Source organism: Rhizobium sp. 862_C5_N1_2, from assembly GCF_051811205.1.
Lineage (GTDB): Bacteria > Pseudomonadota > Alphaproteobacteria > Rhizobiales > Rhizobiaceae > Rhizobium > Rhizobium leguminosarum.
Map to the genome: position 1 here is coordinate 23,768 of NZ_JBPWPT010000005.1, position 16,174 is coordinate 39,941.

At 56.8% G+C, this 16,174-nt stretch carries 8 protein-coding genes and 1 pseudogene; 6 read left to right on the forward strand and 3 right to left on the reverse strand.

The window, feature by feature from the left end; all coding sequences use genetic code 11:
• Nucleotides 1-130: 130 nt before the first annotated feature.
• The 3 genes and pseudogenes from ACD590_RS35480 to ACD590_RS35490 form a co-directional block, all read left to right on the forward strand.
• Nucleotides 131-6,115, forward strand: a complete 5,985-nt coding sequence (locus ACD590_RS35480; RefSeq protein ID WP_239621113.1) for a DUF3320 domain-containing protein — start codon at nucleotides 131-133, stop codon at nucleotides 6,113-6,115.
• A 2-nt stretch (nucleotides 6,116-6,117) separates the two neighbouring features.
• The gene (locus ACD590_RS35485; protein WP_096771489.1) at nucleotides 6,118-7,242 is read left to right on the forward strand and encodes a metallophosphoesterase family protein; all 1,125 of its coding nucleotides are present in this window, start codon (nucleotides 6,118-6,120) and stop codon (nucleotides 7,240-7,242) included.
• Nucleotides 7,239-7,487: pseudogene (locus ACD590_RS35490) on the forward strand (AAA family ATPase); the annotation flags it as partial. The gene ACD590_RS35485 and the pseudogene ACD590_RS35490, both read left to right, overlap by 4 nt.
• A 54-nt stretch (nucleotides 7,488-7,541) precedes the next feature.
• Here the strand turns inward: ACD590_RS35490 and istB are convergent.
• The 3 genes from istB to ACD590_RS35505 all read right to left on the reverse strand — a co-directional run bounded on the left by istB (nucleotide 7,542) and on the right by ACD590_RS35505 (nucleotide 11,249).
• Complete coding sequence (gene istB, locus ACD590_RS35495; RefSeq protein ID WP_054186382.1) at nucleotides 7,542-8,336, reverse strand: IS21-like element helper ATPase IstB; 795 nt, start codon at nucleotides 8,334-8,336, stop codon at nucleotides 7,542-7,544.
• On the reverse strand, nucleotides 8,326-9,843 hold the full coding sequence (istA, locus tag ACD590_RS35500; protein WP_128715576.1) for an IS21 family transposase: 1,518 nt from the start codon (nucleotides 9,841-9,843) through the stop codon (nucleotides 8,326-8,328). Before istA ends, istB begins: the two co-directional genes overlap by 11 nt.
• Nucleotides 9,844-9,932: 89 nt before the next feature.
• On the reverse strand, nucleotides 9,933-11,249 hold the full coding sequence (locus ACD590_RS35505) for a hypothetical protein (protein WP_245424587.1): 1,317 nt from the start codon (nucleotides 11,247-11,249) through the stop codon (nucleotides 9,933-9,935).
• Between the two features lie 384 nt (nucleotides 11,250-11,633).
• Here ACD590_RS35505 and ACD590_RS35510 point away from each other — a divergent pair, with 384 nt between their 5' ends.
• The 3 genes from ACD590_RS35510 to ACD590_RS35520 are packed head-to-tail and all read left to right on the forward strand — an operon-like array spanning nucleotide 11,634 to nucleotide 16,154.
• Nucleotides 11,634-14,408 (forward strand): hypothetical protein, encoded by a 2,775-nt coding sequence (locus ACD590_RS35510; RefSeq protein WP_096771488.1) that lies wholly within the window; start codon nucleotides 11,634-11,636, stop codon nucleotides 14,406-14,408.
• A complete protein-coding gene (locus ACD590_RS35515) occupies nucleotides 14,405-14,854 on the forward strand; it encodes a response regulator (RefSeq protein WP_096771487.1) in 450 nt (149 codons plus the stop codon). Before ACD590_RS35510 ends, ACD590_RS35515 begins: the two co-directional genes overlap by 4 nt.
• Entirely contained in the window at nucleotides 14,847-16,154 is a 1,308-nt protein-coding gene (locus ACD590_RS35520; protein ID WP_096771486.1) for a hypothetical protein, read from the forward strand. The genes ACD590_RS35515 and ACD590_RS35520 overlap by 8 nt, the downstream gene beginning before the upstream one ends.
• Nucleotides 16,155-16,174 lie beyond the last annotated feature (20 nt).

Sequence of the window (16,174 nt, forward strand, 5' to 3'; positions counted from 1 at the left end):
TCGATGAGCCGGACTATAACTCGGCCCCATGCTTTCAAAGAAAACGTCTCAAAAGTTCATTTGTCTCCAAGACTGGTCTTCTTAAAGTTGAAAAACACGGCTAGTCTTTTCCGCCAAGGGGGAGACAGCAATGCAGGATTTTGAGAATTATGGTAGTGAAAGCAAAGAAGCCGATAGATCCAACAATCCTGCCGTTGTTGTCGACGTTGCGGCCAGCTTCACCTACGCATCTTACCAAAATGCGATTCCGGTCATCCGCTCGATCCTGATTGAGAATAATACTGATAGGCACATTGAAAACTGCCGCCTCGATCTGACGTCTTCGCCTTCGTTTCTAAGGCCGAAATCATGGATAGTTGATCGCCTGATGCCGGGCGATCGGCTTCCGCTGGTCGATCGAAAAGTCGAATTCGACGCCGCCTATCTCTCCGGCCTAAATGAGGCAGAGCGCGGTGAGATCACGCTACGTCTATCCAGGGGTGGAGAGATTCTGGACGAACGGCGCCTTCCCGTCAGACTGCTTGCGCGAGACGAATGGGGAGGCGTTGCCGATATGGTGCAACTGCTGCCAGCCTTCGTCATGCCGAACGATCCGGGAGTTGCCCAAATCCTGCGAACGGCAGCAGAAAGGCTTGCTGCACACGGTCAGCCGGGAGGATTGGACGGTTACCAGTCACAGAATCCCCAGCGAGCCTACATGCTCGCCGCAGCTATCTATTCAGCCGTTGCCGGGATGGGGCTGCACTACGCAGAGCCGCCGGCAAGTTTTGAAAGTCGCGGCCAGAAGATTCGGCGTCCCAGCACAATTGCCGAGGAGCGGCTGGCGACCTGCCTTGATACTACCCTTCTTTTTGCCGCTGGACTGGAAGCCGCCGGATTGCATCCGGTCGTCTTGATGTTCGATGGGCATGCGGCAGTTGGTGTATGGCTGTCTAAGAGAACCTTCGCCCATGCGATCGAGACAGATCATATGGAGGTCCGAAAGGCCCTTGCATCGCGCGAGTTGATAGTGTTTGAAACGACTGGCGTGACGCATCGTCCCGCCATGACCTTGGAAAGTGCACAGCGGGCCCTGGACAGCCGTCTCGGAGAAGGCGAAGCTCACGCATTCGTCGCGGCGATCGATGTCAGGCGATCGAGAAGCGGCGGGGTCATGCCACTCGCCTCACATGAGCCGATCCGGCGCAATGTCCTCGATGACGAAATGTCACCCGTCGCGGATCTGCGCCTTCCCTCAGCCCTCAGTTTTGGCGAGTTACCGGCTGATATCATTGAGATAAAACCGCCCACCGCCGCCGGCCGTATCGACCGATGGCAGAAGAAGCTGCTCGATCTCACCCTTCGCAACCGGCTCCTCAACTTTCCCGAATCGAAGAAGACGATTCCGTTTCTTTGTACTGACGTTGCCTATCTCGAAGACCGACTCGCGAATGGCGCTGCAGTACGGATCATTTCATTGCCCGAACAGAACCCACTCGGCGAACGGGACGCGGCGCTCTATCGTGACGTGCACGGCCGCGATCTTCAGCGCAATTTTGCTGCCGAAGCTCTGCTGAGAGACGAACTTCCGTCGCCACTGGATACTCAACAGCTCGATGCTCGGTTGATCGACCTGTACAGGCAGGTCCGTAATGATTTTGCCGAGGGCGGAGCAAACACCCTCTTTCTTGCCGTCGGCTTCCTGCGGTGGAAGAAGAAACCGGAGGATGAGCGCAGCTATCGAGCGCCGCTTTTGTTGGTTCCGGTAAAGCTTGAGCGCCGCAGTGCCAGTTCGCGCTTTACGATCCGCTTTCATGAGGATGAGCCGCGCTTCAATGCTACTCTCTTGCAATTCCTGGAGCGGGATTTCGACCTGACGCTTCCCCAGTTCGGCGGCGATCTGCCGCTCGATGACAATGGGGTGGATGTACCACGTCTTCTGGCGATGATGCGGCAGGCGGTCCGTGACGTGCCTGGTATGGAGGTTGTGGACGAGACAGCATTGTCGACCTTCTCCTTCGCGAAATTCCTCATGTGGAAGGATCTCGTGGAACGTACCGAGGCGCTTCGCGAGAACAGAGTGGTCCGCCATCTGATCGATACGCCGGAGGACGCCTTCCAAGAAGGCGGCGGGCAATCGGCGTTCCGGGACGAGCGTGAGCTCGATCTTGCTTACGCGCCAGCGGACATCATTTGCCTTCTTCCGTCAGATTCATCCCAGACAGCGGCAAGCCTGGCGGCCGCTGAGGGCCGAGATTTCGTCATTGTCGGTCCTCCCGGTACGGGCAAGAGCCAGACTATCGCAAACATGATCGCGAACTGCCTCGCGGTGGGAAAAACGGTCCTGTTCGTCGCTGAAAAAACGGCTGCGCTGGACGTTGTCTACCGTCGGTTACGCGCGCACGGCCTCGGAGACCACTGCATCGAATTGCACTCGCACAAAGCTGATCGCCGACATTTCCTTGGACAGCTCAAGGCAGCCTGGGAGCATGGCGGTCGGACAGATGCGTCGGAGTGGGTCGCGATCAACGAGCGACTTCGATTGCGCCGCGACGAGCTCAATGCCTACGTCGAGGCTTTGCACAATCGTTATCCAAACGGATGGACGCCTTATCTGGCATTGGGCGTCGCTCTCAAGGCTGTGGACGCTCCGGCACCAGGCTTGTCATGGTTGGAACGAGACGCTCATGATGCGCAGACGTTACGCGAGCTTGAAGACCTTGCGGGCGAACTCGGTCTGGTCTTCGCATCGGTCGAGCGGCAGCCAGCACTGGACCTTGTTAAGGTTGGCGAATGGACTTCCGCCTGGCAGGATGGGTTGTTAGCGTCCGCACAATCGCTGCAGAATGCGATCGATCTGTTGGCCAGCTCAATCGACGGCTATCTCGCGAGCATGGGCCTGAAGCCGCGGGAACGGTCGTCACAAGCCGAACTCCAAGCATTGGAAAGTCTAGCGCGAGCACTGCAGAAATGCCGAGGTCGCGACATCACGATCGTATTCGATCGGGACTTCGCGCGATGTGCCGAGGCGCTGGAAAGTCTTCGAAATTCTATCGAGGCCTATCGCGAAGCAGAGCGCGGACTCGCAGCATCTTATGGAGCCTCCGCCATTCGAGACCTTGATCCGGACGTGCTGGATCGCCAATGGCGAGAGGCGAACGCTTCGTTTTGGCCAAACGCGATGCTTGCCAAGCGCAAGATTCAAAAGCTGCTGCAAAGCTATGCCGATAAAGGTACCGCGGAACCGGAGCGGGACCTCCCACTAATGCGCCGCATGAAGGATTGCCTGGCGGCGATCGACCAGAATCTGTTGAACGGAAAACCCTTGCCGGTACACGGCCTGGGTACAGATGTCGGAGTGGTTGCCCAAACTCTGGAACTGGCGCGAGAGTTTCGTGCCACCATGCCGCTTCCGGGACGTGATCAGGAGGAGATACGGTCGGCGGTCCGCATCATCGCGCCATGTCTCCACGCAGTGGTTGAAAACGATGGCGTCCGGCAAGCGGGAGACAGGCTTCTTGCCGCAGTCGAAGGCTTTAAGGAAGCGCGACAGCGCTTCAGCACGATTGCGGGGTGGGATCGCTCTGTTGAGAAAGACGTGGTCGACCTTGCGACGCTTAGGGAGAAGCTTGATGCTCTCATCGGTGCACGACATCTGCTTCGCGATTGGTCCGCCTGGTGCCGGATCAGAAGCCGCGCAATGCACGCGAACCTGTCCTCTCTGGTCGAACAGATTGAGAATGGGGTGATCCGGCTCGATGAAGCGCGAGCTGCGTTTCGCCTCGGTTACGCGAGGTGGTGGCTTCCGAAGGTTCTGGACGCAGACCATGTTCTGCGAAGTTTCCGCCGTTTCCAGCACGAAAACGCAATCCGTGAATTTCGTGAAATCGATGATCTCGTTCGATCACACGCTACCTCACGTGTCGTCAGTGTGATTGCCCACGGATTGCCGCCCGTTCAGAGCGTTCCACGGAATTCGGAACTCGGCCTCTTGCGCTACCAGATGGAGTTGCAACGGCCGAGCCAGTCGATACGAGACATGATCGGCAAGATGCCGCAGAACTTTTCAAAGCTTGCGCCCTGCATGCTCATGTCGCCGCTCTCCATTGCTCAGTATCTCCCGCCAAACCAGGCGTTGTTTGACGTTGTGATCTTCGATGAGGCGTCGCAGATAACAACCTGGGACGCTGTTGGCGCCATCGCGCGGGCTCGCCAGACTATTATTGTCGGGGATCCGAAGCAGTTGCCGCCGACGAACTTCTTCGGGCGCAACGAGGAAGAGGAGGAAGTCGCCGATCATGAGAAGGATCTGGAGAGCATTCTTGACGAGGCGAAGGCCGCTGGTATTCCGGTCCGCGATTTACGATGGCACTACCGCAGTCGAAGCGAGTCTCTGATCGCTTTCTCAAACCATCACTACTACCAGAACCGTCTGGTAACGTTTCCGTCGCCTGCCGTTGAAGACCGCGCGGTACATCTGCGCAAGGTACCTAACGGCATTTACGACCGTGGGAAGAGCAGAACCAACCGGATCGAAGCAGAGGCAGTCGCAAAAGAAGCCGTTTCCCGAATGAAGGCGTGGCTGAAATTGTCTGAAAAAGATCGCCCGACGCTTGGGATAATCACCTTCAACGCGCAGCAGCAGTCGCTGATCCTCGATCTCCTCGATTCCGCGCGCCGAGCCGATCCGGAGCTCGAGTGGTTCTTTGTCGAGGAACGGGTCGAGCCCACGATCGTCAAGAACCTGGAGAACGTGCAGGGCGACGAGCGAGACGTCATCCTGTTTTCGATCACGTTCTGGAAGGACGCCGCTGGCAAGCTCACGATGGATTTCGGCGCGCTCAACCGGGACGGTGGCGAGCGCCGCCTCAATGTTGCTGTCACACGTGCGCGGCAGGAACTCATCGTCTTCTCCGGTTTCACGGCTGACCAGATCGACCCGACCCGCACAAAGGCACTCGCCGTACAACATCTGAAGACATTCCTCGACTATGCCGACCGTGGCGCGATCGCCCTGCCGGCCCAGGATATCGGTTCTGTCGGCGGTTTCGACTCCCCCTTCGAGGAGGCCGTCGCTGCGCAATTGGAGCGCCACGGCTGGCGGGTCGTGCCGCAGGTTGGGATTTCCGGATTTCGGATCGATTTCGGTATCCGCCATCCCGATTTGGCTGGTAGCTATCTGGCGGGCGTGGAGTGCGATGGCGCCACCTACCACGGATCGGCCACCGCCAGAGACCGCGACAAGGTCCGTGAACAGGTGTTGAGAGGTCTTGGCTGGAACATATTGCGAGTCTGGTCGACCGATTGGTGGTTCGATGCGGCAGGCTGCGCCGAGCGACTCCATGCCAGCCTCGAAGCCCTCCTGGAGGAGAGCAGGGCGCGCCGTGCTACGGAAACGGAGGACACCGCGACCCGTTGGAACATGGGGCACGAGGTGGAGGGGATTGACGAAATTCATGACGACGAAGCTGCCCCTCCTGTCGAGCAGGCTATTTTGCCTCCAGCGATCGTCGAGACCGAACTCGTCTCTGCGGAGACGCCGCCCTCTTCAAGCATGTTGGGATCGGTGGGAACACAACCACCTGCCGCTTCGGTCGGCGACGAAGCATCGGATGGACAGCGATATCGTGTCACCGATCTGTCCAGCTTCCGAGCTGATCCCGATCAGTTCTTCGAATTCGGCTATAGAGATACCCTGCGAGGTATGATCGAAGCGGTCATCGAAACCGAAAGCCCGGTACGCACAGACATACTAGCCCAGCGCATTTCGCGGGCGCACGGCTGGTTGCGTACCGGTGGACGAATCCGAGAGAGGATCGACCTTCATCTTCGCGGTCTCCAAACGACCAAGGAATCGAGCGGCGAGTTCGTCTGGAAGGTGGGAACCGTTTCCGAAATTGTTGCATACCGGAAGCCAGCCAGCGAGGATGCGCGCAGATCGATTGCCGATATCCCGCTTGCGGAACTTGCTTTTGTAGTACTCGATAATCCCGACTTACTAGACCAATTAGATCCGGCCCGAGATCTGGCTCGGCTGCTTGGTGTCGAGCGCCTTGCCGCTGTTTCCCGCTCACGGCTTGACGAAGCGATTGCGAGAGCGCAGCAGCATATTTCAACCACCCATTCATTCGAGTAGCCATGTTCCGATTTATCCATTCAAGCGACCTCCATCTTGGCAAGCGCTTCGGCAATTTCTCGGGCGACTTGCCCAGTCGATTGCGCGAGGCAAGACACGCAGTCATCGCGCGGCTCGCTCAGCACGCCCGCGAACAAGGCGCCACCACTATCCTGCTCGCGGGCGACACATTCGACACCGAAACGCCTGCGCCGGATGTGCGAAGACAGGCTCTCACGGAGATGCAGAACCACGCCCCGATCCGATGGGTAATTCTGCCCGGCAACCACGATTCGCTACAGGCAACGCAGCTTTGGACGACGCTGATTGCAGAAGTGCCGGAAAATGTCGTGCTCGCGGTCGAGCCTCGGCCGGTCGAATTGGCGAGGGACGTTTTTCTATTGCCTGCCCCTTGCACCACACGCCGTCCTGGCCGGGATTTGACTGAATGGATGGATGGCGAAGCAACGCCAGAGGGGACGCTTCGCGTCGGGCTTGCCCATGGCGCAATTCAGAGTTTCTCCGAGGAGGCAATCGCCTCGGATGTTATTGCGGTGGACCGGGCACGGCGAGCCGGACTTGACTATCTTGCGCTTGGCGATTGGCACGGCGCGGTCGAGATCGATCAGCGAACCCATTACAGCGGTACCCCTGAACCCGACCGTTTCAAACACCAACGTCCAGGCACCGCGTTGCTTGTTAGCATTGCCGGCCCCTCCGCCCAGCCCGAGGTAACGCCGCTACCGATGGAGAGCTTTACATGGCGCAGGCTGGATCTTCACCTTCTCGAAGGCGACGAACCCGTCTCGGCCTTAGAAGCGCTCCTGCCGGATTCCAGGCATCGAAGGATGACCCTCGCCCGCGTGGCGGCGACAGGTCGCAGTCGTCTGGCGGCACGAGCAGCGTTGGCGGGTGCGGCCGAGAGACTTTTGCCGGATTTCGCATTCCTCGAGTTGGATGACATGGGTATTGTCACGGAGTACGAGGTCGAAGACCTTGACCACATAGATCGCGGAGGCGCACTTCGCGAGGCCGCGAATGCGTTGCGTGCCGAGGGGGACGACGAGAGTCGCGCATCGTCTGAACGTGAGATCGCACGGGCGGCGCTGGTGCGCCTTTATTCTTACGCACAGGCGATCACACCATGAAGATCTCGGCACTACGCTTGTTCAATGTGAAGCGGTTTGCCGGTCGTGGTGTTGCCATTGACGGTATTGGCGATGGCGTGAACGTCCTTTGCGCTGCCAACGAGTTTGGCAAGTCGACCAGCTTTGAAGCGCTGCACGCACTCTTTTTCCAACCACATTCTGGTACTCCCGCCGATGTTCAGAGATTGCGGCCCTACAGTGGTGGCAATCCACTGCTCGAAGCCGACTGTTGGTTTCCACGCGGAACTGAGCCGGTTTTTCCACCGAGAAGTGAGCCACCTCTGAGTATGGTTTTCTGATCAGGGTTTGGTCAAGGGATTGGTTTTTTCTCCTTTCCTCTGTGCTGCGGCAGCCGAGCTGGCTTTGAATCGGAAGCTGTCGTTGCCGGTTTCCAGGATATGACAACGATGGGTCAGGCGGTCGAGCAGAGCGGTCGTCATCTTGGCGTCCCCAAAGACGGTGGCCCACTCGCTGAAGCTGAGGTTGGTGGTAATGATGACGCTGGTGCGTTCATAAAGCTTGCTCAGCAGATGGAAGAGCAGCGCTCCGCCTGAGGCACTGAACGGAAGGTATCCGAGTTCATCGAGGATCAGCAGATCGAGGCGAACCAGCGTCTCAGCGATCTGGCCCGCCTTGCCTTTGGCCTTCTCCTGCTCGAGCGCATTGACCAATTCTATGGTCGAGAAGAAGCGAACTTTTCGGCGATGATGCTCAATCGCCTGGACTGCGAGGGCGGTCGCGACATGTGTTTTTCCTGTGCCCGGTCCGCCGACAAGCACAATATTATGCGCTCCGTCCATGAACTCGCATCGGTGCAACTGGCGCACCGTCGCTTCGTTGATCTCGCTGGCGGCGAAGTCGAACCCGGAGATGTCCTTGTAGGCTGGGAAGCGAGCAGCCTTCATGTGATAGGCGATGGAACGGACCTCGCGCTCGGCCATCTCGGCCTTCAGCAACTGGGACAGGATCGGCACGGCCGCATCGAAAGCCGGGGCTCCTTGCTCGATCAGGTCAGTGACAGCCTGGGCCATGCCATACATCTTCAGGCTACGCAGCATGATGACGACTGCGGCGCTGGCAGGATCATGACGCATGGCGACCTCCGATCCGGACGCGCAGACCATCGTAGCGCTCGACATTGGCCTTGGGTTCGTGAAGCAAGGTCAACGCGTGTGGCGTATCGATATCGGGGCCATCGGTCGTCTTGCCGTCGATCAGCCGATGCAGCAGGTTCAGCACATGCGTCTTCGTCGCTACGCCCGCATCCAGAGCCAGTTCCACAGCCCTGACGACGACCTGTTCGTCGTGATGAAGAACGAGAGCAAGGATATCGACCATCTCACGATCACCGCCAGGGCGGCGAAGCATCTGGTCCTGCAGCCGTCGAAAGGCCAACGGCAATTCCAGGAAGGGCGCACCATTGCGCAGGGCACCAGGTTTGCGTTGGATGACCGCAAGGTAATGCCGCCAGTCGTAAATCGTTCGCGGCGGTTTGTCGTGACTCCTCTCAATAACCCGCGCATGCTCGCATAGGATATTGCCCTCGGCCGCAACGACCAGCCGCTCCGGATAAATCCGCAGGCTGACGGGCCGGTTAGCAAACGACGCGGGCACGCTGTAGCGGTTCCGCTCGAAGGTAATCAGGCAAGTCGGCGAGACGCGCTTGCTCTGTTCGACAAAGCCATCGAAAGCGGCAGGTAATGCCATCAGAGCAGCCTGCTCGGCGACCCAGATGTCCGCAATCGTGCCGGGCAAAGTGCCGTGCTGGGTCTCGCGCCACAGGTCTTGGCAATGCTGTTCCAGCCATGCGTTCAACGCCAATAAATCCGGGAAGTCCGGCATCTGTTGCCACAGCCGCGGTCGGGCATCCTGGACGTTTTTCTCGACCTGACCCTTCTCCCAACCCGCGGCGGGATTGCAGAACTCAGGCGCAAAGACGTAGTGGTTCGTCATTGCCAGGAAACGGATATTGACCTGTCGCTCCTTGCCGCGGCCAACACGGTCGACTGCAGTCTTCATGTTATCGTAGATGCCGCGACTAGGCACACCGCCGAACACGCGGAAGCCGTGCCAATGAGCGTCAAAGAGCATCTCGTGGGTTTGCAGCAGGTAGGCCCTGATCAGAAAAGCTCGGCTGTGCGATAGCTTGATGTGGGCGACCTGAAGCTTCGTGCGTTCGCCGCCGATCACGGCATAGTCCTCACTCCAATCAAATTGGAATGCCTCGCCAGCGCGGAAAGACAGCGGAACGAATATGCCGCGGCCCGATATCTGCTGCTCAATCCGCCACTCACGGGCGAAGGCGGCGACCCGGCCGTAGGACCCGGTAAAGCCCAGAGCCATCAGATCGGCATGAAGTTGCTTCAGCGTTCGGCGCTGCTTGCGTGACCTCCCGGCCTCGGTCTTCAGCCAGCCAGCGAGTTTGTCGGCGAACGGATCAAGCTTGCTTGGTCGTTCCGGTACCGTGAACTTCGGCTCGATCGTGCCGGCGCTCAAATACTTCGCGATCGTATTGCGCGACAATCCGGTTCGTCGGCTGATCTCGCGGATCGACTGCTTCTCCCGAAGCGCCATCCGACGGATGATATTTAAAAGTCCCATGTGGATCACTCCGTTGCCCCCGTCGCTCACCGCGTTGGGGGAAGGTTCACATGGCTCAATTCTCAATGGAAATTATGCGCCTAACCGGCTCAGTTCTGCGTGGAAACCAACAGCTCATACTGAGCGTACGCATCCAGCATCATTTGCGTATACTCGCTCGTGCTGGAGGTTAGCTCGCCCAATCTCGGCCAGGCGAAGGGTATCGCGGAGCACATCGATTCGAGTTCAACCTCGATTCCCAGTTGTGCCGCTACAATAAAGGCCTGAACGGGCCGCTTGTCGTGCGGCCACAAATCCTCCTCAAGTGCGATCCAGACGTCATTTTCGTCTTCGACACTGATCTCAGCCTGAAGTGCGCCTAGCTTTTCGCTGATGTTGGTGGCGTCATCAAGCAAGGCGCATCGGATGAGAAGAGTGATCTTCTCTTCATTCAGGTCGAGTTTGGGTCTGTCATCGACAACCCGGAAATCGGGCTTGTCACTGTCCACCGCCCCGTCCGTTCTTACCGACGGAAGAGACTCACCACCATCATCACACCAGAACGCCGTGTCAAAGATGTCGAGAGGAGATGCCCCACACCCCGGGCAATGCCAGAGGTTTTGAGCGATCTGAGTACCGATAATTTTTCTACCGCAATGCAAGCAGAACCACATGTCTGACTCGCCGCCCCAAAGTGGGTGGCGAACCACCCCGTCGAGGTCAGGCTTTGTGGAGCGTCGGGGCCAGTCGGTGGAGATTTCTCCACGAACCTGGACAGCCCGATCTCTCGCCAGATCAAGTGCTTTTTGAAGGAATTCCGGGTCAAACACCGGGCATCGCTCATCATTTTCGATAGATGTCTGGATGATCGGTGCCGCGCCAGGGTTCTCAGGCACCTTTATACTCCATCCGGCTCCCGCCATAACGACGTCGTGGAAAATCACCTGAAGACGGTATGCATGATCTCCAATCATGCCATGTTCGGCCTGTTCGAGGTTTGCGAACCGCCGGGTCATTGCTTCGGGATGTCCGGTCTGAAAATCTTCCGTCGGAAGAGCATGTGCCACGAAGGCTTCTATGCTCGCCATCTGTTTGGAACTGGGTATCCAATCATTCTTGCTGGCGGAAGCGAGTTTGGTCCAGTTGGCGAATCCCAGTTTCCCCGCAACCAAGTCAAGAGCTTGGTGTAGCGTGATTCTCTTGGCCCGCGCGTATCGTTTAGCAAGAAGCTTGAGGCTAAGTTTTGTTGCTTTGGTCATATCGATATCCTGAAATGATCCGACCATGTGCCCGCTAATGGCCAGACCATGCCTGTTGGCACGGATTGACACTTCAGGAATGAAACGCTGACATAGCTTTGCGTGGCGGGCACACCGGCCCGCGTGTAGGGCCATGTTTTGTATGCCAAGCATGGCGATGTCGGTCAAGCCGACCCGTATTTTCCCACAGCGATTTCGCATGGCACGCGCGCGCTAACGGTGTGGCAAACCGGACCTCGATACCGCATGGCTTCAGCGAGGGCCGAAAACGCCGGCCAAGGCGGTGAGGTCGCGATTAGGCGTCAACTGGCGGGCAGGTCGCAGATTCACATCCCGTCAAGAACTGCCGCTGCCTCATCGGCGTTTCGCTCGCGCCGCCAGATGCAATGAAACGAACAGGTTGAGCGGTGCGACTTTGCGAAATCATTACCCCGGTGAATGGCACAAAATTTCATGCCGGCCTCGCTTTGCGCAACTCAAATTGCCCTTGCAACGTAAGCAAGAAAATGTGCAAGTATAAGTCGTCTGCTTTGTCTCGGAATCACTATAGAAATGCTTCAAGAAGAAAATCAAAATGCTCACGTGGGGAGTGAACAGCTCGCTATCGCTCTGGATGCTATCGACAGGCGATTTAATATGCTCCGTCGCCCACGGCGCTCGCTCGTAGTCGGTACGCGATCAATTGGGGCTCTTGACGCGTACTTGCGGGGTGTCAGCGGAAATCTAACAAGCGAAAGGATCACGATCCGCAACGTCGTCCGATTCGGTATCGCCCTGCAAAATGATGAGCCTGATGATGTGATCATCGGCATACTGTCGCGCTTCTCTGTCCTGAGTTTTTATCCCGAAATTGTGGCTTTCTGTTGTGGTACCGAGGCTGCGGCAACATTGGGCCTCAAGATCGAGTCTGAAATCGATCTTCATGCGGTAGCTCCGCCACATCTGCCATTGAATGAGACCATGCGCATACGGAACATGATCGCTCAACGTCTGTCGAGCATGGGTATTTCGTTGCCTGTCGACATCGAAGATCTACGTACCCTCAATTTCCGCGTGGCCAAAGTCAGAGGAAAAAAGCCATTCGATTTCGAGGAGCTCAGCAACTTCCTCGGCGCGGTCCAACAGAGCGTTTGGCCGTATTTCTTCGCTGACGCCTTTCGCTTATTGCGAGCAATGTTCAAGCACGACCTCAGCCTGTCGCTCGCGTCACTCGATGAGACTCATCGGGTCTGTCACGCTTGCGGACTGGAAATTTTCTTCTCGCAGATGCTGATGGTACGCGCCCTATCCGGCCATGCCGCCGAACAAGCCTATCTAATTCAGAACCAAGCGCGCTACGGTGACGCGCGCCTGCCTCGAAAGCTGATCGTCTGGGTTCGTCAGACCCTTTCTGGCCGAAGAGCGACGATCGCCATTGAGGATGTGCAATCCTATTCCCAGCCCCTGGCAAGACTCATCGGAGCGATAGTCTACGTGCTTGCCTCTGATGAGGAACACGCTTTTCTAAAAAGGCTTGCGGCAGCCTATGAGGTAGATGAGGCACTGCCCGACTTCTTGAACTGGCAGTCGCTAGGGCCTCTCCTGGACAAGACCGCTGGCATCAACCTGCCGCATCTCGTGTTCATGTCAACATTGGCTTCATCCGATCGCGTTGTCGCACGCTATCCCTTCCTCTTTCATAGCTATTGGGTCGGTGGAGCGACGGCGGACCTAGAAAGCTATGCGATGTTTGTTCGGGGACGCTCGAAAGAGTCGGGCCTCGGTGATTTCCTGACTAGCCTTGCCACCCTGCCACCGAAGGCGAGGGCAAAGACGTTCAAACACCTCTTTTCTCCCACAGTCATCGAGCGGCTAGCGAGCCTCCTGACGACCCCGATCACAAAGCGTCTGGGCCTGTCAGAAGGTGCAGACGAATTTAAGTCTCTCCATGCCCAACTTGCGATCTTGGATTTTGTCGAGACACATCGCGTTCTTAGTCCTGAGTTCGTCCATCAACGTCGCGAAGATATCCGCAAGTTCATGCGGTTCCTAAAATATTCGACCCATAAGAGTGGCGGCATGATACGCATTGATCCGCTCGACGTCGAGAACGAGCTGCTGCGGTTCCTTGCGACCAGCGGCGACGAATATCTAGGCATTTACTACGGCGTTAACGAAAGCGCAGATGTTATTCTTGAAATTGTATCGCAACAGTTAGCACAGCTCGTCACCCGATACATCTGCTTCAACTCACGCGTTGCATTCGATTATGTGCTCAGCAACCGCTTGAGGCATGGTTGGTTGGAGCGGCGGTTGGAAAGGGCCGTGCTCGATGCTAAAAGCAGCGTGCGCTCGTCGATCCTCGATTGGGCAAATCTGCTCGATCAAGTAGACGCGGTGGTCAAACGGTTCAATTCGATAGAACTGACACTGTCAGAAAGTAGCCGATACTTCGAGGCGATCGCTAAAACAACTGCAGATTGGTTTCGTCGCGAGCTACCGAATGGTCGCGAAGCCCTCCGCGGTAATGCAATTTCGCGGCTGTCAACAGATCTGATCGCTCACCTTCATACGATGCTTGAGCACGCTCGTCAGCGTTGGAAATTTGATTATAAAGAAGATGTGCTGGTCCTCTGTAACGACAGCGCGCGCGAAGTGGACGAAAAAGATCGGCCGGTCGTCCAAGACCATCTGCTTGCAAATTTCGACGCGGCGTTTACTGAGACGGAGCGCTGGATCCGTGTCAACTCCCGTGAACTCAACCATCAATCCGACGTTCAGCTAAGATCGCTCATCGAATTCGAGGCGCGTACCATCGCGGTCAATGATCCCCCCGAAAACGGGATCACCTTCGAAGTTTATGATGGTGACGCTCACGGCCGACGCCGGCATGGTTTCGACGTGTTGATCCCCGCTAAATATGTCGGGGTCCTAACGACACTGGCCGATATTGCCATACAAAACGCGATCGACAAAAGTGGTTTGCGGCACAGCACTCTCATTAATATCATCGTATCTTTCAGCTCTGCACGGGTTCAGCTGAGCTTCACGAACACTTTTCGGAAATCCGAGCTCTCGCGTATCAAGCGCAACATTGCCCATGCGCAACAGATTTTGACCAAAGCCAATCTGATGAACAGCGGCGAGTTGCTCGCCAGCCGACGGATCGAAGGTGGAGGAGGGCTCATCAAGGTGATTTACGAATGCCGCGAGACTTTTGAAAAAGGATTCAATATCGAGGTCAGCGAAGATCTGCTGTCGGATGGATGGTTTTGCGTCAAGGCGGATTTACCGATCGTTGCGGCCAAGCTGGTGCCGCCCGATGCCGTTCCGGAGCGATCGTCATGAAGATACTCGTGGTGGAGGACAACGACCTCAAATATCGGCGCCTGCTGGAGGTATTGACTTCATGCGGTTTTGCTAGCGAGAATGTCACTCGATCTAAGAATCAGCGATCGGCGCTAATCAATCTGCGGCTGCACCATGATTTGGTGCTGCTCGACATGACGTTCGAGGTCCTGGAAAACAAGAGCCAAACTGCAACGCTGCAAGCGCTTGCGGGGCTTCAGGTCATGCAGTACATGCGGCGCACTGGGCTGCAAACTCCCACGATCGTCGTTACCCAACATTCCAGTTTTCAGCAGCCAGGGACCCCTGTCATCCCGGATATCGAGACGTTGGACACCGTCCTGAAAACCAACTTTCCTGGACTATATCGCGGTTACGTTTTCATGACGGAAACGAACAACTGGCGGGAAGTCCTCATCAGTCATTTGAGGCCCCTAAATGGATAAGCTTAGCATTCTCATTGTTGAGGATCAGAACAGTAAATACGAGGACGTTTGCAAGAAACTCGTCGAGCGCTTTCGCCAGGAAAGTCTCCCAGAGCCGGCCATCTGTCGCGCGGCGAGCCATACCGGCGCGGTGCTGGCACTCGGTGAGAACAAGCATTTTGATATTATCGTTCTTGATCTGAAAATACCATTCGTCGACAACGACAATATGCCCAGTTTCGAAGCCTCGAAAGCGTTCCTTCACTACCTTCGCAGCAATCCGACAGCCCAACCTTTCCGGGTTCTGGCCTTAACGTCCTTCGAGGAGAGCGAGCTTCCGGATCTGCAGGCAACCGACGCGACGGTCACGGTGCAGCAGTATAAGGCGATGGACGACAGTTGGCTCGACCGCCTTATTGAGGAACTGCGATATATCTCGAAGGCGAAGACGGCCTTGATGCGGTACTATAACTCAACGTACGATCTTGATGTGTTGATCGTTGTGGCTCGCTACGAAAACGAATTCGCGCCAATTAACGAGGCCATTGAGTGGCTTGCCCCGCCGACCAGTGATGCGCGGCTCGGCAAACGGATGAATGTGTTTGGCAAAGTCAGCTACGGCGCGACAACTCGGAGGGTTGGCCTCATCTGTATTCAAGAGACGGGGCTTTCAACGAGTGCCGCCCTCGTTGGTAACGTGATTGCTTTCTTAAGGCCCAAAACGCTGCTGATGCTCGGAATGTGCTGCGGTCTCAACGACTTGAGCTCGCCACGCAAATCGATGCTCGGCGACGTCATAGTGGCTGACGAGACGGCCTGTTGGGACGAAGGGAAATACTCCGAGGAGTTGGTTCGCGATGACCCTTTCTATAATCGGTCCGTCGTTCGCACGCCCGAACATAGCTTTAGAAACCATCTTAAAGCATACTTTGAAACGAACGCATTGGCGCTCGATAGTGCGCTCTTGTCGGCGAGCAAGCCCTTCAAAAAAACGGCTGCAAAGTGTGACGAACCGGTCGCCGCCAATCCGACCGTCTACTGCGGTCTGATGTTGTCCGGATCGAGTGTCGTCGATAGCGTCCGTCAGATTGCAACAATCCGCAGCCGGTTCCCGTCAGCAATTGGCTTGGAGATGGAAGCCCACTCGATCTATGCGGCGGTCGATGCGACAGTTGGCCCTAAACCGGGTGCTGTCGTCATCAAAGGCGTTGCCGATCATGGACAAGGTAAGAAGAACAAGCAGGCGCAAAAGTGGGCCTCGACCTTGTCATACGTGGTCGCCCGCGAATATTTGGTTTGGGACGACTGCCAATCGAGCTAAGAGGGCGGTTTGTGTTCCTC